Origin of the sequence: Curtobacterium sp. AB7 (assembly GCF_044909335.1) — a bacterium.
GTDB lineage: Bacteria > Actinomycetota > Actinomycetes > Actinomycetales > Microbacteriaceae > Curtobacterium.
The window spans coordinates 111,537-128,222 of the sequence record NZ_JBIYED010000006.1 but is presented as its reverse complement, the minus strand read 5'-3'; the positions used below and the strand labels follow the sequence as shown (position 1 = coordinate 128,222).

Here is a 16,686-nt window from a genome sequence, read left to right as displayed (position 1 = left end):
AGAGCTCCGACACACGATCGGGGGCGTCCTACCACCCCGACACGGCACCGTGAGACCGTGCTGATCCGCCGAGCCGTCGCCCCCGTCGTCGTCTCCGGGGTGGTGGTGCTCGGCAGCGCGTTCGTCTTCGCCCCGTGGCTCGGGATCGCCCGCGCGCCGGTGCTCGCGGCGGTGCTGCCCGCACGCGCGGTGGTGTCCGTCTGCGTCGTCGTCGCAGCCGTGGTGCTGATCGTCCTCGGCGTCGCGCGGCGCCGGTCGCGTGTCATGGCCTTCGCGGTCGGTGCCGTGCTCGTCGCCCTCGCGGGAGCCAACGGTGCGGTCCTCGAGACGAGGGGCTTCGACGCCGGTCCGCCGCACGTGGCGGGCGGCCTCCGCGTGTTCGAGTGGAACACGAACGGCGGTCTCGTCGGGCCCACCGCGATCGGGCGCGCAGCCTCGGCGGGCCGTGCCGACGTGGTCGTGCTGCCCGATGCCGGCTCGTCCGCCGCCGCCGAGGCCGTCGCCGCCGCGATGGGATCCGGTAGCGGACCGATGCGCGTGTTCGCCGAGCCCGGCGCGCAGGTCGCCGTGCTCGTCCGGGACGACCTCGCCGCGCAGGCCACGATGCACCCGGGCATCGACCCCGTGAAGACCCTGGTCGTGTCGGTTCCCGGAGGCCCCGTGATCCTCGCAGTGCACGCACCGCAGCCCCTCCTGCGCGGACTCGCGGGGTGGCGTGCGGACCTCGACTGGGTGCGGCGGCGGTGCGCGGACGATGCCGACGTCATCGTCGCCGGGGACTTCAACGCATCGGTGGACGCGTTCGGTGGCGGCGGACTCGGATCCTGTCAGGACGCCGCGTCGACCGTGCACGCGGCAGGCCTCGGGACCTGGCCCACCTCGGTCGTCCCGGCGCTCGCGATGCCGCTCGACCACACCCTGGTGAGCCCGGCGGCGGGCGCGGTGCGGTCGTGGACGGTCGTCAGGACCGAGGACGGGTCAGGAGCTCGGCACCGACCGACCATCACGGTCATCGGTGTGCGGGCCTGGTGAGCCGCTCGCTCGCGCCGCGGTCGGCCGCACCGGTGGGATCGGAGACGGTTCAGGAACGCTGCACGGGTCAGACCACACCCCGTGACCGCAGGAACGCCACCTGGCGTTCCCAGTGCCGGAAGCCGCCGCCCTCGTGCCCGTTGTACGGGTAGACCTCGATCTGGCGATCGTCCGGGCCGAGCGCGCCGGTCGACCCGAGCGCGTTGAAGGCGGCGAAGGTCGTGCGCGGCGGCACGACGTCGTCCATCAGGGCCACGGAGAACAGCGCCGGGGCGGTGATGCCGGCGGCGTGGTTCACCCCGTCGAAGTACGCCGCGGTGTCCCAGACCGTGTCGGCTGCGTCGCGGTGGACGGACAGGTAGGTCGCGATCTCCAGGTACGGGCCGCCGACGGCGACGTCCGTGCCGTTCTCCCAGTCGCACAGGAACGCGACGTCGGGCAGCACCGCGGAGATCGGTCCGACGTGGGCCTCGACCAGAGCAGCTGCGGCGATGGCGATGCCGCCGCCCTGGCTGCCGCCGGTCAGGGCGATGCGCCCCGGGTCGACACCGGGCAGCGTCCGCACGGCGTCCACCAGGCGGACGGCGTCGGTGTACACCCGGCGGTAGTAGTGGTCCGCGGGGGATCCGATGCCGCTCGTCATCCACCCGCTCGCGTGCGGTCCGGAGCCGTGCGGATCGGGGGTGTCGCCACCGGCCCACCCGCTGCCCTGGCCACGGGTGTCCATGACGACGTGCACGTACCCGGCGAGGGCCCAGTGCACGCGTTCGCCGGGGCGCCCGCGGCCGCCGCCGTAGCCGAGGAACTCGACCACGACGGGCAGCGCGGTGTCACGACCGGCCAGCGGTCGCGAGACCCAGGCGCGCACCGGATCGCCGGCGAACCCCGGGAACGTCAGGTCCTCGACGACGAGTCCGGTCACGGGGGTGTCGGCCGGAGCGAGGACGGGAGCCGTCCCCGCTCCGGCCGTCCGGGCCGCGGTGATCGTGTCCGCCCAGAACGCGTCGAAGTCGGCCGGTCGCCGGACGTCGGGTCGGTGCCGACGGAGTTCGTCGAGCGGGAGGTCGGTGCGTGCCATGGGTCTCCTCGGTCAGCGCGCCGCGGCGCGGTACTGCTCGAGCACCTCGGGGTGCGGGTCCGCCGGCACGGTCGTCGTCGCGATGTCCCACGACGGCAGCGCGCCGGTCAACGCCCAGGCTGCCTGACGCGCAGCCCCGGACGCCACGTACTCGCCCGGTTCCGGGATGAGCACGTCGCGTCCGAACACCTGCGCGGCGACGGTCCGGACGGCGTCGTTCCGCGCGGCCCCGCCGATGAGCAGCAGTCGCGACACGGTCACGCCGGTGCCCTCGACCGCGGCGAGTCCGTCGGCCAGGGCACAGAGCATGCCCTCCACCGCGGCGCGCGCCAGGTGCGGTCGGTCGGTCGTACCCGGGGTCATCCCGAGCAGTGACGCGGTCGCGTCCGGCCGGTTGGGCGTGCGCTCGCCGACGAAGTACGGCACCAGCACGAGGCCGTCGGCCCCGGCCGGCGCCTGCAGCGCCAGCTCGCCGAGCGCGGCGTGGTCCACGCCGAGCAGGCCGCCGATCACCTCGAGCACGCGGGCTGCGTTGAGCGTCGTGACGATCGGGAGGCGCGACCCGGTCCCGTCGGCGAAGCCCGCCACGGTCCCGCTCGGGTCCAGGACCTCGGTCGCGGTGACGCCGAAGACGGTCCCGCTGGTCCCCAGGGACACCGCGATGTCCCCGGGGGCGAGCCCGAGGCCGAGCGCCGCACCGGCGTTGTCGCCGAGTCCGGCGCCCACGACCAGTCCGGCCGGCGCGGCCGCGCTGTGCGGCAGCGTGACGTCGACGGCGAGCGTCCCCATCGCCTCGTCGTGGGCGACCACTCGCGGCACGACGACCGTGTCCGCGGTCGGCTCGGAGCCGGCGACGCGCATCGGTCGACCGAGCGCGAGTTCGAACAGCTCCGGGTCGTACTCCCGGCGCACGGGGTCCCAGTAGGCCGTGCCGCTGGCATCCGAGGCGTCGGTGGCGAGTGCGTCCAGATCGGGGCCGAGCGGACTGGCGTCGGCCGGGCCGTACCCGCGCAGCCGCCACGACAACCAGTCGTGGGGGAGCGCGACAGCTGCGACGCGGCCGGCGTTGTCCGGCTCGGCGTCGCGGAGCCACCGCAGCTTGGTACCGGTGAACGATGCCACCGGGACCAGACCCGTGCGGGCGACCCAGGATTCCCGTCCGATCTCCTCGACCATCTGCGCGGCCGCACCCGCACTGCGCACGTCGTTCCAGAGCAGGGCGTCGCGGACCACGTGACCGTCGGCGTCGAGCGCGACCATGCCGTGCTGCTGCCCGGCGATCGCGACGGCGCCGACGTCGGTGAGCCCGCCGGCGTCCGCGACCGCGGTGCCGAGGGCGTCCCACCAGTGGCGGGGGTCGACGGACGTGCCGTCCGGGTGGGCGGCACGTCCCTCACGGACGACGGCACCCGTCGCCGCGTCGCGGATCGTGACCTTGCAGGACTGGGTCGACGAGTCGACGCCGGCGACGAGCTGTGTCATCCCCGCAGCCTGTCAGCGCGCGCCGAGCAGGTGCTCGATGGCGAGCTGCTGCAGCCGGACGAAGCCGAAGCCCTTGCCGCCGAAGTACGCGTCGGCGTCGAAGTCCTCGTAGGCCGAGCGGTCGGACAGGAAGGCGTCGTAGGACTCGCCGTCGTTCAGGGTCGGCGTGCTGAGCTCCCCGACCTTCGAGGCCTCGAGTGCGGCCTGCACCTCGGGGTCGGCGCGGAAGGCCTGCGCACGCTCCTTGAGGAGCAGGTACATGCGCATGTTCGCGGCCGCCGAGTCCCAGACGCCGGTGATGTCCTCGGTGCGGCTCGGCTTGTAGTCGAAGTGGCGCGGGCCGTCGTAGGCCTGGCCGCCCTGCGGCGAACCGTGCTCGAGCAGGTCGACGAGCGAGAACGCGTTCTGCAGGTCGCCGTGTCCGAACACCAGGTCCTGGTCGTACTTGATGCCGCGCTGACCGTTGAGGTCGATGTGGAAGAGCTTGCCCTGGTAGAGCGCCTGGGCGATGCCGGCCGTGAAGTTCAGGCCCGCCATCTGCTCGTGGCCGACCTCGGGGTTGATGCCGAACAGCTCGGGGCGCTCGAGCGTCTCGGTGAAGGCGATCGCGTGGCCGAGGGTCGGCAGGAGGATGTCGCCGCGGGGCTCGTTCGGCTTCGGCTCGATGGCGAAGCGGATGCCGTAGCCCTTGTCGGTGACGTAGTCGGCGAGCAGGTTGACGGCCTCGCGGTAGCGCTCGAGTGCGGCCTGCACGTCCTTCGCGCTGTCGTACTCGGAGCCTTCGCGGCCGCCCCACATCACGAAGGTCGACGCACCGAGCTCGGCGGCGAGGTCGATGTTGCGCAGGACCTTGCGGAGCGCGAAGCGGCGGACCTGCCGGTCGTTGGAGGTGAAGCCGCCGTCCTTGAACACGGGTGCGGAGAACAGGTTCGTCGTCACCATCGGCACGATGAGGCCGGTGGCGTCGAGCGCACCCTTGAGGCGGTCGATCTGCGTCTGCCGTTCGGCGTCGGTCGAGCCGAACGCGAACAGGTCGTCGTCGTGGAAGGTCAGGCCGTAGGCGCCGAGCTCGTCGAGCTTCTCGACCGCCTCGACCACGTCGAGGGCCGGGCGGGTCGGCCCGCCGAAGGGGTCGGAGCCGTTGTAGCCGATGGTCCAGAGACCGAAGGAGAACTTGTCTGCACGGGTGGGCGTCGTTGCCATGGTGGTCACCGTTCGTCGTCGAAACAAAATGTTGCCGCGCCCAACATAAGCGGTAGTGTTGGCTGTGGCAAGGACGTGATCGCAAAGGAGCGAGCGGATGGCACAGGAACGACTGCGGATCGCCATGGTGGGGCACGGCTTCATGGGAGCCGCGCACTCACAGGCATGGCGGACCGCCCCCAGGTTCTTCGACCTCGGGGTCGAACCCGAGATGGCGGTGATCGTCGGGCGCGACCCGGAACGCACCGAGGCCGCTCGTGTGCAGTACGGCTGGCAGTCGGCGTCGACCGACTGGCGCGCCGTCGTGGCCGACCCGGACATCGACGTCGTCGACATCGTGTCGCCCGGGTCGTCGCACGTCGAGATCGCGATCGCCGCGCTCGAGGCCGGTAAGCACGTCCTGTGCGAGAAGCCGCTCGCCAACACCGTCGAACAGGCCGAGGCGATGACCGCCGCTGCCGCAGCCGCCCGGGCGCACGGGGTCCGCGCCATGGTCGGGTTCAGCTACCGCCGGGTGCCGGCCATCGCCTTCGCCCGACAGCTCGTGCAGGACGGCCGGATCGGCACCGTGCGCCAGGTCCGCGCGCTCTACCTGCAGGACTGGCTCGCCGACGCGGACGGCCCGATGACCTGGCGCCTCGACAAGGAGCTCGCCGGCTCCGGTGCGCTCGGCGACATCGGCGCGCACGCGATCGACCTCGTCGAGCACGTCACCGGCGCCGAGCTCACCCGGGTGTCGGGTCTGCTCGAGACCTTCGTGACCGAGCGCCCCCTGCTCGCCGACGGCGTCGGACTCTCCGGCACGGCGTCGAGCGAGCGCGGGCAGGTCACCGTCGACGACGCCGCGTTCTTCACCGCCCGACTCGGCGGCGGTGCGGCCGATGGTGCGATCGGCACGTTCGAGGCCACGCGCTACGCGACCGGCCGGAAGAACGGCCTGACGCTCGAGATCAGCGGGTCCGAGGGAGCGATCCAGTTCGACCTCGAGTCCATGAACGAACTGCGGCTGTACGAGTCGTCGGCACCCGCGGGGGAGCAGGGCTTCCGCCGCATCCTGGTCACCGAACCCGAGCACCCCTACATGGCGGCGTGGTGGCCCACCGGACACCTCATCGGGTACGAGCACACCTTCAGCCACCAGGTGAAGGACTTCGTCGACGCGATCGTGGCCGGCACCGACCCGGCGCCCTCGTTCGAGGACGGCCTGCACGTGCAGCGGGTGCTCGACGCCGTCGAACGCAGCGCTGCCGACGGCAGCAGCTGGACGGCGACCTCGTGACCGCCGCCGACGGCACACGCCAGGCGCTCGTCGTCCGCGGGGGCTGGGACGGCCACCAGCCCGTCGAGACCACCGACCTGTTCGTCCCGTTCCTGCGTGACAACGGGTTCGCCGTCCGGGTGTCGGACTCGACGGCCGTCTACGCCGACGAGTCCGTCATGGCCGAGGTCGACCTGATCGTGCAGGTCGTCACCATGTCGACCATCGCCGACGACGAGTTCGCCGGGCTGCAGCGCGCGGTCCTGGGCGGCGCCGGACTGGCCGGCTGGCACGGCGGGATCGCGGACGCGTTCCGGAACACCGCCGACTACCTGCACATGGTCGGCGGCCAGTTCGCCCACCACGCCGGCAAGCACCCCGACGAGCGCGTCGGGGAGCAGTCCGACAACTACATCCCGTACACGGTGCACCTCACCGACCTCGGACGATCGCACCCGATCACGCAGGGCATCGAGGACTTCGACCTCGTCACCGAGCAGTACTGGGTGCTGTCCGACGAGTACAACGACGTCCTCGCGACCACCACGCAGGAAGCGCGCGACTTCGACGCCTGGAACCGTCCGGTCACCGCACCGGCGATCTGGACACGGCAGTGGGGTGCTGGCCGCGTGTTCGTCTCCGCGCCCGGGCACCGCCTCGAGGTCGTCGAGTCGCAGCCACTCCGCACCATCATCGAGAGGGGCCTCCTGTGGGCAGCACGATGAACGAACCCGTACTCCGCGTCGGGGTGGTGGGCGTCGGCGTGATCAGCCAGCAGTACTTCGAGCACTTCCCGGCCCTGCCCGGCCTGTCGCCCGTCGCGGTCGCCGACCTCGACGTCCGCCGGGCGCAGACGGTCGGCGCCGCACAGGGCGTGCGCGGCACGAGCGTCGACGAGCTGCTCGCGGCCGACGACGTCGACGTGGTGCTCAACCTGACGATCCCCGCCGCCCACGCCGACGTCGCGACCCGGGCGCTCGCCGCGGGCAAGCACGTCTACGGCGAGAAGCCCCTGGCGATGTCCACGGCCGAGGCCGAACCGGTGCTCGAGGCCGCCCGGACCGCGGGCCTGCGGGTCGGCAGCGCCCCGGACACCGTGCTCGGCACCGGCATCCAGACCGCTCGGGCCGCCATCGACGACGGCCTGATCGGCACCCCGGTCGGCGCGGCCGTCGCCTGGAGCGCCCCCGGCCACGAGCTCTGGCACCCGGCACCCGCGTTCTACTACCAGCCCGGTGGCGGCCCGCTGCTCGACATGGGCCCGTACTACCTGACCAGCCTCGTCACCTTCTTCGGACCGGTCGTCCGGGTGAGCGGCAGTGCCACCCGCTCCACCCGCGAGCGGACCGTCGCGACCGGACCGAACGCCGGCACGGCGATCCCGGTCGACATCGACACCCACGTGGTCGCGATCCTCGAGCACGAGAACGGCGTCGTCTCGACCGTCACCGTCTCGTTCGAGGTGTGGGCGACCCGCGCACCGCTCTTCGAGGTGTACGGCACCGCCGGCACCCTCGGCGTCCCGGACCCGAACCGGTTCTCGGACCCGGTGTCGATCGCCACCGCGGACGACCGCGAGTGGCGAGAGCTGCCGGTCTCCGCCGGGTACGCCGACGCCGGTCGCGGGTACGGGCTCGCCGACCTGGCGCACGCGATCGCCACGGACCGTCCGCACCGGGCCTCGGGCGATCTCGCGTTCCACGTGCTCGAGATCATGGAGGCCGTCTCGGCCGCGGCCCGCGACCACGCGGTCGTCGACGTGCACTCGCGCGTCGACCGCCCCGCCGCCGTCTCCGCCGGGTCCGCACCCGGGTCGTGGTGACGGACGTCGACCACAGCACGGACCTCGACCACAGCACCCACCTCGACCACCGCACGGAAGGACGACGACGATGACGACGACGGACGCGAGCGACCAGGCGGAGCCGACCCGGGCCTCCCGGCCGGTCACGCTGTTCACCGGACAGTGGGCCGACCTGCCCTTCGAGGAGGTCGCCCGGCTCGCCGGCGACTGGGGGTACGACGGACTCGAGATCGCCTGCTGGGGCGACCACCTGGACGTCCGGCGCGCCGCGACGGACCCGTCGTACGTCGCCGAGCGCAAGGCGATCCTGGAACGCAACGGACTGCGTGTCTGGACCATCGCGAACCACCTGGTCGGTCAGGCCGTGTGCGACGACCCCATCGACCAGCGGCACGAGGACATCCTGCCGCCGCACGTCTGGGGCGACGGCGAGGCCGAGGGCGTCCGGCAGCGTGCCGCCGAGGAACTCCAGTGGACCGCGCGCGCCGCAGCGGCACTCGGCGCCGACACCGTCACCGGGTTCTCCGGCTCGTCGATCTGGAAGACCGTCGCGGGCTTCCCGCCGGTCCCGCCGAGCATGATCGACGCCGGGTACCAGGACTTCCACGACCGCTGGTCGCCGATCATCGACGTGTTCGAGGAGGTCGGGGTCCGCTTCGCGCTCGAGGTGCACCCGTCCGAGATCGCGTACGACTACTGGACCGCCGAGCGCACCCTCGAGCTCTTCGCGGACCGGCCGGCGTTCGGGTTCAACTTCGACCCCTCGCACTTCGTCTGGCAGGACCTCGATCCCGCTGCGTTCCTGCTCGACTTCGCCGACCGGGTGTACCACGTGCACTGCAAGGAGTCGGTGAAGCAGCTCGACGGGCGCAACGGCCGGCTCGGCTCGCACCTGCCGTGGGGCGACCCGCGCCGCGGCTGGGACTTCGTGACCGCCGGACACGGTGACGTGCCGTGGGAGCGCGTGTTCCGCGTGCTGAACCACATCGGGTACACCGGACCGACCAGCGTCGAGTGGGAGGACGCCGGCATGGACCGCCTCGTCGGAGGACCCGAGGCGCTGGCGTTCGTGCGGCAGCTCGGCACGATCGCACCGCCGTCGGCCTCGTTCGACGCCGCGTTCTCGCGGTCGCGAGGTTGAGCCGGGATTGAGCCGGGGCCGAGACTCGGGCTGAGCGACACTTCGCGGGCCCGCGAGCGCGAGGACTGTCGCTCAGCGCGAGACTCGGGCACCCATCCACCCGCCCACCCACCGACGCACCCGCCCAACAGACCGACGAGGAGGCCCATGGTCCGGCAACCGACCACGACACCCGGCAACGCCGCGCGCGTCCTCCGCCTGGTGCACGAGGAAGGCCCGGTCACCCGCGCCGAACTCACCCGGCGCACCGGCCTGAACCGTTCGACGGTCCTGGCGCTCGTCGGCGAACTCGTCGAGGCCGGACTCGTGCTCGAGGAGATGCCGTCCGCCGGTGCCCCCGGCGTCGGGGTCGGACGGCCGAGCGGTGTCGTGCGTGCGTCCGGCGACGTGCTCGCCGCAGCCGTCACGGTCGAGATCGACGCGGTCGGGGTGACCCTCGTCGCCCTCGACGGCACCGTGCGCGACCGACTCGTCGAGCCGCAGGCCACCGTACCGACGGCAGAACGGGCGATCGACGCGGTCGAACGGATCTTCGACGTCCTGAGCACCCGGACCGCCGCGCGGGCGAGGACAGCCCCAGGCGCCCGGATCGTCGGCGTCGGCGTCGCCGTCCCCGGCATCGTGCGCGTCGAGGACGGCACCGTCCGCAACGCCCCGCACCTCGGCTGGCGCGACGAACCGCTCGCGGTGCCGCTCGCTGCACGTCTCGGCCTGCCCGTCCGGGCTGCGAACGACGCCAACCTCGGTGCCTGGGCCGAACGCCTGTACGGCAGCGCCCGCGGAGTCGACGCCCTCGTGTACCTGAACGGCGGCGCGAGCGGAATCGGCGGCGGGATCGTCAGCGCCGGGCGGCCCTTCAGCGGCGCCGACGGGTACGCGGGGGAACTCGGCCACACCTTCGTGGCGGCGAACGGCATCCGGTGCCACTGCGGCGCCATCGGGTGCCTCGAGACCGAGGCGTCGCGGTCGGCGCTCACCGACGTCACCGGGACACCGCCCGACGACCTCGACGCGCTCGCCGCAGCGCTCGCCGAGCACCGGCCCGAGGTCGAGCGGGTGGTCGACCGTCAGGTGACGGCCCTCGCCACCGCGCTCCGCAACGCGATCCACACCGTCAACCCCGAGGTCGTGGTCCTCGGCGGGTTCCTCAGCACGTTGCTCGGACACGTCGGGGACCGCGTCGAGAACGACGTCCGGGCGCAGACGATGGCCGCGATGACCGACCGGCTGCGCGTCGTGCCGGCAGCCCTCGGGCGGGACGTCCTGCTCCGCGGCGCCGCCGAACTCGGGTTCCGCGACCTGCTGCGCGACCCGACGGCGGCCCGGCTCGTCCCGAGGCCCGCTCCAGCCGACTCCACGACCACCCACACGTCCGACCGCTCCACCACCCACACGTCCGACCGCTCCACCACCCACACGTCCGACCGCTCCACCACCCACACGTCCGACCGCGACGACGCGGCCGAGGAAGCGAGAACCCCATGACCTCCATCCAGCGCCAGCGCACCAGCGTGCTGCTCGGGACCCAGGACCTGACCGTCGAGGACCGTCCAGTCCCGGAGGTCGACCCGGGCGACGTGCTCGTCCGGGTCGCCGCCGTCGGGGTGTGCGGCTCCGACGTGCACTACTACCGCCACGGCCGCATCGGGGACTTCGTCGTCGAGGAGCCCCTCGTCCTCGGTCACGAGCTGTCCGGCACGATCACCGCCGTCGGCGCTGGCGTCGACCCCGCCCGCGTCGGCGAGCGCGTCGCCGTCGAACCGCAGCGCCCGTGCCACCGGTGCGCGCAGTGCCTGGCCGGCCGCTACAACCTCTGCCCGCACATGCGCTTCTACGCGACCCCACCGGTCGACGGTGCCTTCGCCGAGTTCGTCACGATCGAGGCCGAGTTCGCCCACGTCCTGCCCGACTCCGTCTCGTTCGAGGCCGGCGCCCTGCTCGAACCGCTGTCCGTCGGGATCGCCGCGGTCCGCAAGGCCGGCATCGTCCCCGGCTCCTCGGTCCTCATCGCCGGTGCCGGTCCGATCGGGATCATCTGCGCCCAGGCCGCGCGGGCCTTCGGCGCCACCCGGATCGTCATCAGCGACCTGGTCCCCGAGCGCCGGGAGCGCGCGTTGCACTACGGCGCCACCGAGGTCGTCGACCCGACCGTGGTGTCCGTCGCCTCGGACATCGCCCCGGTCGACGCGTTCATCGACGCCAGTGGTGCTCCCCGTGCCGTGTCCGACGGCATCAAGGCCGTCGGACCGGCCGGCGCCGCGGTGCTCGTCGGGCTCGGCAACTCCGAGATGACCCTGCCCGTCGAGCACATCCAGAACCTCGAGGTCACGGTCACCGGCATCTTCCGCTACACCGGCACGTGGCCCGTCGCGATCGGCCTGGTCGCGTCAGGGCAGATCGACCTCGACTCGCTCGTGACGGGTCGGTTCGGCCTCGACGAGGTCCGCGAGGCACTCGAGAGCGACACCGACCCGGAGTCCCTCAAGTCGGTCGTCTACCCCGGCGGCGTCCCCGCCTGAGCCGACGTGCGCGACGCGCGCCGGGTCCTGGACACCGCACAGGGCGGACGGGAGGCCCGTGGCCAGGCCGCCACGGGCCTCCCCCCACCGGCACGGCCGACCCGCCGCTGGCGCGTCGGCCCGGAACCGGCGGCGTGGGCCCAGTCCGGCACGTGACCCGGAACGGGGCCACCGGTGCGTCACCGGGACGCGCTACGGTTCGCGCATGACCGCTTCACCGGCCGCCGTCGTGCCGCAGCGCACCGACCGGCGCGCGCTCGTGTCCTGGGCGCTGTGGGACTGGGGGTCCGCGGCGTTCAACGCCGTCGTCACCACGTTCGTGTTCAGCACGTACCTGGCCAGCCGGGCGTTCGTCGACCCGGCGAAGGTGTCCGACACCTCCGCCGCGGGCACGGCGTTGGTGGAACGTGAACTCGCTCACAACGCCGCGGTGGTCTCCACGGCCCTGACGATCGCCGGCATCGTCGTCGCGCTCGTGGCACCTGCGATCGGGCGCCTGGCGGACTCGTCCGGGCACCGCCGCCGGTCCGTCCTCATCGCCACGATCGGCATCGTGCTGTCCATCGGCGGGATGGTCTTCGTCGCACCGAGCCAGCCGTACCTGGTGCTCGGAGCGGCGCTGCTCGGCATCGGGACGGTCGCGTACGAGATCGCGAGCGTGGGCTACAACGCCATGATCGGGCAGATCGCCTCGGGGGAGCGCACCGGACGGGTGTCCGCGATCGGGTGGGCGGCCGGGTACTTCGGCGGCATCGTGCTGCTCGTACTGCTGCTCGTGCTGTGCATCCAGGACTTCCGCGGCGACGGCGTCGTCGGCGGACTGCTGCAGCTACCGGCCACCGTCGCGACCGGGCAGTGGGACGTCCGCGTCGCGATCGGCATCGCCGCCGTGTGGCTCGCGGTCAGCTCGATCCCGCTCTTCATCGTCGTGCCCGAGGCCGCGCCCGACCGCCGGCACACCGGCGGCGTGTTCGGTGCCTACCGCGACCTGGGTCGGGACATCGCCCGGCTCTGGCGCGAGCGGCGGAACGTGCTCGCGTTCCTGGTCGCCAGCGCGGTGTTCCGCGACGGTGTCGGGGCGGTGTTCACCTTCGGCGGGATCATCGCGGCGCAGGTGTTCGGCTTCACCGCCTCGCAGGTCATCCTGTTCGCCATCGCCGCGAACGTCGTCGCCGGCGTCGCCACCTTCGTGTCCGGACGGCTCGACGACCGCTTCGGCTCGCGCGCGCTCATCATGGTGTCGCTGATCGGACTCGCTGCCTGCGGGCTCGGCGTGCTGGCGGTCGGTACTCGGACGGAGTGGTTCTGGGTGCTCGGGCTGACCCTGGCGCTGTTCGTCGGGCCCGTGCAGTCGTCGTCGCGGGCGTACCTGGCGCGGCTGGCGACCCCCGGCCGCGAGGGCGAGCTCTTCGGCCTCTACGCCACCACCGGCCGGGCGGCGTCGTTCCTGGCCCCGGCGCTGTTCGGTGTCGCGGTGACGGTCGGCGGCTCGACGCGCTTCGGGATCCTCGGGATCGTGGTGGTGCTCGTCGTGGGGCTGGTGCTCATGGCGTTCGTGAAGCCCGAGCCGCGGGTGGGGCGTGCGTAGGTGTGGGTGTAGCTGTGTGGGTGTAGCTGGTCGTTTCGGGCGTAGCTGATCGTTTGTTCCGGCCAGGCATGCCCGATCCCGCTTTCCATCCCGAGGTTGATGGGAAGGAACGTCACCGGTGCGGTTGTGCGCACGGTTCTGCACAGGGCCGCGGTTCCACCGGACTCCGCAGTGCCGGTGCGCCAGGATGGACCCATGACCGACCAGCGCATCGCCGTCGTCGTCCTCGCCGCCGGGCAGGGCACGCGCATGAAGTCGTCCACCCCCAAGGTGCTGCACCGGCTCGCCGGGCTGCCGCTCATCGCGCACGTCCTGCGGACGGCGTCGTCCCTCGGGCCGGAGCACGTGGCCGTGGTCGTGCGGCACGAGCGCGACCTGGTCGCAGCGGAGATCACCGAGCGTGCGCCCGACGCCATCGTCGTCGACCAGGACGACGTCCCCGGCACCGGCCGCGCGGTCGAGGTCGCGGTCCAGGCGCTCCCCGCCGACTTCGACGGAGCCGTCGTGGTGCTCTCCGGCGACGTCCCGTTGCTCGACGCGGCGTCGCTCCGCCTGCTCGTCGACGCCCACGCAGGCGGGGGAAACGGTGCGACCTTCGTCAGCGCGATCGCCCCCGACCCGACCGGCCTCGGTCGGATCGTGCGGGATGCTGACGGCGCGTTCGTCGGCGTCGTCGAGCACAAGGACGCGACAGCCGAACAGCTGGCCATCGCCGAGGCGAACGCGGGCATCTACGCGTTCGACGTCACGCGTCTCCGGGCTGTCCTGCCGTCGCTCACCACGGCGAACGCGCAGGGCGAGAAGTACATCACCGACGCCCCTGCGCTGATCAGTGCGCGAGGCGGGCGCATCGACGTGGTCACCCTGACGGACCCGTGGCTCGTCGCCGGCATCAACGACCGCGCGCAGCTGTCCGACGCCGCCCGCGAGCTCAACGCCCGCATCGTCCGCCGGCACCAGCTCGCCGGCGTCACCGTGCAGGACCCGGCCACCACCTGGATCGACCTCGACGTCTCGATCGAACCGGACGCCGAGGTCCTGCCCGGCACCCAGCTCCTCGGCGCGACCGCGATCGCCGCCGGTGCCGTCGTCGGGCCGGACACCACGCTGCGCGACACCGAGGTCGGTGCCGGCGCGACGGTGAACCGGGTCGACGCCACCCTCGCCGTGATCGGTGACGGTGCGTCGGTGGGGCCGTTCGCGTACCTGCGTCCGGGCACGATCCTGGGCGACCATGGCAAGATCGGCACCTTCGTCGAGACGAAGAACGCGAAGATCGGGCGCGGCAGCAAGGTCCCGCACCTGTCGTACATGGGCGACGCCGAGGTGGGCGAGGACTCGAACATCGGTGCGAACACGATCACCGCCAACTACGACGGCGTGCACAAGCACCGCACCGAGGTCGGCTCGCACGTTCGTACAGGCTCGCACAACGTGTTCGTCGCCCCGGTTAGGATTGGTGACGGTGCGTACACGGGTGCCGGAACGACGGTCCGCAAGGACGTCCCGGCCGGATCGCTCGCGATCAGCTACGCCCCACAGCGCAACACCGACGGATGGGTCGAGGAACACCGACCCGGCACACCGGCGGCCGAGGCTGCTCGGCACGCGAACGGCGAATAGATCCTGGCGACCACCGGTCGTCGACATCGACCCCACGCGGGTCAGGGAGTGAGCACCGCACTTGTCCGGAATCAAGACAACCGGCCAGAAACGACTCGTCCTCGTCTCGGGGCGAGCACACCCGGCGCTCTCCGCCGAGATCGCAGAGGAACTCGGTGTCGACCTGGTCCCCACCGATGCCCGGACCTTCGCGAACGGTGAGCTGTACGTCCGGTTCGACGAGTCGGTCCGCGGGTGCGACGCGTTCGTCATCCAGTCGCACACGGCGCCGATCAACGAGTGGCTCATGGAGCAGCTCATCATCGTCGACGCGCTGAAGCGGGCCTCGGCCAAGCGCATCACCGTCGTCGCGCCGTTCTACCCGTACGCCCGTCAGGACAAGAAGGGCCGCGGCCGCGAGCCGATCTCGGCCCGCCTCGTCGCCGACCTGTTCAAGGCCGCCGGCGCGCACCGCATCATGAGCGTCGACCTGCACGCCGCCCAGATCCAGGGCTTCTTCGACGGCCCCGTCGACCACCTCTTCGCCATGCCGGTGCTGCTCGAGCACTTCCGCGAGATCCTCGACCCGTCGATGCTGACGGTCGTGTCGCCCGACATGGGCCGCGTCCGCGTCGCCGACATCTGGTCCGAGAAGCTCGGCGCGCCCCTCGCCATCATCCACAAGCGTCGCGACCCGCTGGTCCCGAACCAGGTCACGGTCCACGAGATCGTCGGCGACGTCTCCGGCCGCTGGTGCCTGCTCGTCGACGACCTGATCGACACCGGGCGCACGATCGCCAAGGCAGCTGAGGCGCTGAAGGAGGCCGGCGCGATCGGCGTCGTCGTCGCCGCGACCCACGCCGTGTTCTCCGACCCGGCCACCGAGCTGCTGCAGAGCGAGTTCATCGACCGCGTCGTCGTCACCGACACCCTGCCGGTTCCCGTCGAGAAGCGCTGGGACCGCCTCGAGATCCTCCCGATCGCCCCGCTCCTGGCCCGCGCCATCCACGAGGTCTTCGACGACGGCTCCGTCACGTCGATGTTCGACGGCGCAGCGTAGCGGAGCCGTCGAACCATGGGCACAGCCGACGGCGCCTCACCGTCTCGTCGACGTGACGTGTCTGCGGAACGTTGGTGACCCATCCCGCGCGTGACGCCCTCGCGGCCCGGCTCCGGGCCGCGGGGAGCGTCTTCGCCGAGGACGAAGCCGACCTCCTGCTCGAAGCAGGCGCCGGTGACCCCGTCCGGCTGCGTTCCCTGCTCCAGCGTCGCCTCGGCGGGGAGCCGCTCGAGTACGTCCTCGGCTGGGCCGCCTTCGACGGACACCGCATCCGGGTGACCCCCGGGGTGTTCGTCCCGCGTGCCCGGACCGCTGTCGTCGTCGAGCAGGCTGCCCGTCGGTTGCAGCGCTACGACCGCGTGGTCGACCTGTGCTGCGGTGCCGGAGCGATCTCGGTGGCGTTGTTCGGCCGGGTCGGCGCACTCGACCTCGTGGCGACGGACATCGACCCGGACGCCGTCGACGTCGCGGCCGAGAACATCGGCGACCGCGGGATCGTCGTCGCCGGTGACCTGTTCTCGCCGCTGCCGGACCGGTTCCGCGGCGCCGTCGACGTCATCGCGGTGAACGCCCCCTACGTCCCGACGGCGTCGATCGCGCTCATGCCGGTCGAAGCGCGGGAGCACGAGCACCGCGTCGCCCTCGACGGTGGGGCGGACGGCCTCGACCTGCACCGGCGGATCGCCGCGGGAGCGGGGGAGTGGCTGCGCCCGGGTGGTTCGGTCGTGATCGAGGTGTCCGTGGCGCAGGCGGATGCCTCGGTCGCGGCGTTCCTGGCCGCCGGGTTCACTGCTGTCGTCGAGCAGGACGACGAGGTCGACGGCACCTGCGTCGTCGCGACGCTCCCCGCCTGACCTGCACGTGTTCGGCCGGCGTCTGGTTCGCCGACCGGTCGCGACATGCCGCTCACTTCCGCCGA

General features: G+C 72.4%; 14 protein-coding genes. 11 read left to right on the top strand and 3 right to left on the bottom strand.

The window, feature by feature from the left end:
- The first annotated feature begins 57 nt into the window (after positions 1 to 57).
- Entirely contained in the window at positions 58 to 1,032 is a 975-nt protein-coding gene (locus ABH929_RS13730; protein WP_404561625.1) for an endonuclease/exonuclease/phosphatase family protein, read from the top strand.
- A gap of 67 nt (positions 1,033 to 1,099) precedes the next feature.
- Here ABH929_RS13730 and ABH929_RS13725 read toward each other — a convergent pair whose 3' ends face one another.
- The 3 genes from ABH929_RS13725 to xylA are packed head-to-tail and all read right to left on the bottom strand — an operon-like array spanning position 1,100 to position 4,795.
- A complete protein-coding gene (locus ABH929_RS13725) occupies positions 1,100 to 2,110 on the bottom strand; it encodes an acetylxylan esterase (protein ID WP_404561624.1) in 1,011 nt (336 codons plus the stop codon).
- A 12-nt stretch (positions 2,111 to 2,122) separates the two neighbouring features.
- Positions 2,123 to 3,592: a xylulokinase gene (locus ABH929_RS13720; protein WP_404561623.1), complete on the bottom strand. Its 1,470-nt coding sequence runs from the start codon at positions 3,590 to 3,592 to the stop codon at positions 2,123 to 2,125.
- A 12-nt stretch (positions 3,593 to 3,604) separates the two neighbouring features.
- The gene (gene xylA / locus ABH929_RS13715; RefSeq protein WP_263089514.1) at positions 3,605 to 4,795 is read right to left on the bottom strand and encodes a xylose isomerase; all 1,191 of its coding nucleotides are present in this window, start codon (positions 4,793 to 4,795) and stop codon (positions 3,605 to 3,607) included.
- A gap of 97 nt (positions 4,796 to 4,892) precedes the next feature.
- Here xylA and ABH929_RS13710 point away from each other — a divergent pair, with 97 nt between their 5' ends.
- The 10 genes from ABH929_RS13710 (at position 4,893) to ABH929_RS13665 (ending at position 16,621) form a co-directional block, all read left to right on the top strand.
- Positions 4,893 to 6,074, top strand: a complete 1,182-nt coding sequence (locus tag ABH929_RS13710; RefSeq protein WP_404561622.1) for a Gfo/Idh/MocA family protein — start codon at positions 4,893 to 4,895, stop codon at positions 6,072 to 6,074.
- Complete coding sequence (locus tag ABH929_RS13705) at positions 6,071 to 6,778, top strand: ThuA domain-containing protein (protein ID WP_404561621.1); 708 nt, start codon at positions 6,071 to 6,073, stop codon at positions 6,776 to 6,778. The genes ABH929_RS13710 and ABH929_RS13705 overlap by 4 nt, the downstream gene beginning before the upstream one ends.
- Positions 6,775 to 7,875 (top strand): Gfo/Idh/MocA family protein, encoded by a 1,101-nt coding sequence (locus tag ABH929_RS13700; RefSeq protein ID WP_404561620.1) that lies wholly within the window; start codon positions 6,775 to 6,777, stop codon positions 7,873 to 7,875. Before ABH929_RS13705 ends, ABH929_RS13700 begins: the two co-directional genes overlap by 4 nt.
- Positions 7,876 to 7,945: 70 nt before the next feature.
- On the top strand, positions 7,946 to 8,998 hold the full coding sequence (locus ABH929_RS13695) for a sugar phosphate isomerase/epimerase (RefSeq protein ID WP_263089509.1): 1,053 nt from the start codon (positions 7,946 to 7,948) through the stop codon (positions 8,996 to 8,998).
- A gap of 147 nt (positions 8,999 to 9,145) precedes the next feature.
- Positions 9,146 to 10,483, top strand: coding sequence for an ROK family protein (locus ABH929_RS13690; protein ID WP_404561619.1), 1,338 nt, complete (start codon positions 9,146 to 9,148; stop codon positions 10,481 to 10,483).
- Positions 10,480 to 11,517, top strand: a complete 1,038-nt coding sequence (locus tag ABH929_RS13685) for an NAD(P)-dependent alcohol dehydrogenase (protein ID WP_205464049.1) — start codon at positions 10,480 to 10,482, stop codon at positions 11,515 to 11,517. The genes ABH929_RS13690 and ABH929_RS13685 overlap by 4 nt, the downstream gene beginning before the upstream one ends.
- A 205-nt stretch (positions 11,518 to 11,722) precedes the next feature.
- The gene (locus ABH929_RS13680) at positions 11,723 to 13,105 is read left to right on the top strand and encodes an MFS transporter (RefSeq protein ID WP_404561618.1); all 1,383 of its coding nucleotides are present in this window, start codon (positions 11,723 to 11,725) and stop codon (positions 13,103 to 13,105) included.
- A gap of 195 nt (positions 13,106 to 13,300) precedes the next feature.
- A complete protein-coding gene (glmU, locus tag ABH929_RS13675; protein WP_404561617.1) occupies positions 13,301 to 14,728 on the top strand; it encodes a bifunctional UDP-N-acetylglucosamine diphosphorylase/glucosamine-1-phosphate N-acetyltransferase GlmU in 1,428 nt (475 codons plus the stop codon).
- A gap of 61 nt (positions 14,729 to 14,789) precedes the next feature.
- Positions 14,790 to 15,767, top strand: coding sequence for a ribose-phosphate diphosphokinase (locus ABH929_RS13670; RefSeq protein WP_111084848.1), 978 nt, complete (start codon positions 14,790 to 14,792; stop codon positions 15,765 to 15,767).
- A gap of 74 nt (positions 15,768 to 15,841) precedes the next feature.
- Complete coding sequence (locus ABH929_RS13665) at positions 15,842 to 16,621, top strand: putative protein N(5)-glutamine methyltransferase (protein WP_404561616.1); 780 nt, start codon at positions 15,842 to 15,844, stop codon at positions 16,619 to 16,621.
- The last annotated feature ends 65 nt before the right edge of the window (positions 16,622 to 16,686 follow it).

Bases quoted from the DNA above. Each gene is read 5' to 3' on its own strand.
- ABH929_RS13725 (WP_404561624.1), bottom strand. From the start codon at position 2,110: ATGGCACGCACCGACCTCCCGCTCGACGAACTCCGTCGGCACCGACCC.
- ABH929_RS13720 (WP_404561623.1), bottom strand. From the start codon at position 3,592: ATGACACAGCTCGTCGCCGGCGTCGACTCGTCGACCCAGTCCTGCAAG.
- xylA (WP_263089514.1), bottom strand. From the start codon at position 4,795: ATGGCAACGACGCCCACCCGTGCAGACAAGTTCTCCTTCGGTCTCTGG.
- ABH929_RS13710 (WP_404561622.1), top strand. From the start codon at position 4,893: ATGGCACAGGAACGACTGCGGATCGCCATGGTGGGGCACGGCTTCATG.
- ABH929_RS13700 (WP_404561620.1), top strand. From the start codon at position 6,775: ATGAACGAACCCGTACTCCGCGTCGGGGTGGTGGGCGTCGGCGTGATC.
- ABH929_RS13695 (WP_263089509.1), top strand. From the start codon at position 7,946: ATGACGACGACGGACGCGAGCGACCAGGCGGAGCCGACCCGGGCCTCC.
- ABH929_RS13690 (WP_404561619.1), top strand. From the start codon at position 9,146: ATGGTCCGGCAACCGACCACGACACCCGGCAACGCCGCGCGCGTCCTC.
- ABH929_RS13685 (WP_205464049.1), top strand. From the start codon at position 10,480: ATGACCTCCATCCAGCGCCAGCGCACCAGCGTGCTGCTCGGGACCCAG.
- ABH929_RS13680 (WP_404561618.1), top strand. From the start codon at position 11,723: ATGACCGCTTCACCGGCCGCCGTCGTGCCGCAGCGCACCGACCGGCGC.
- glmU (WP_404561617.1), top strand. From the start codon at position 13,301: ATGACCGACCAGCGCATCGCCGTCGTCGTCCTCGCCGCCGGGCAGGGC.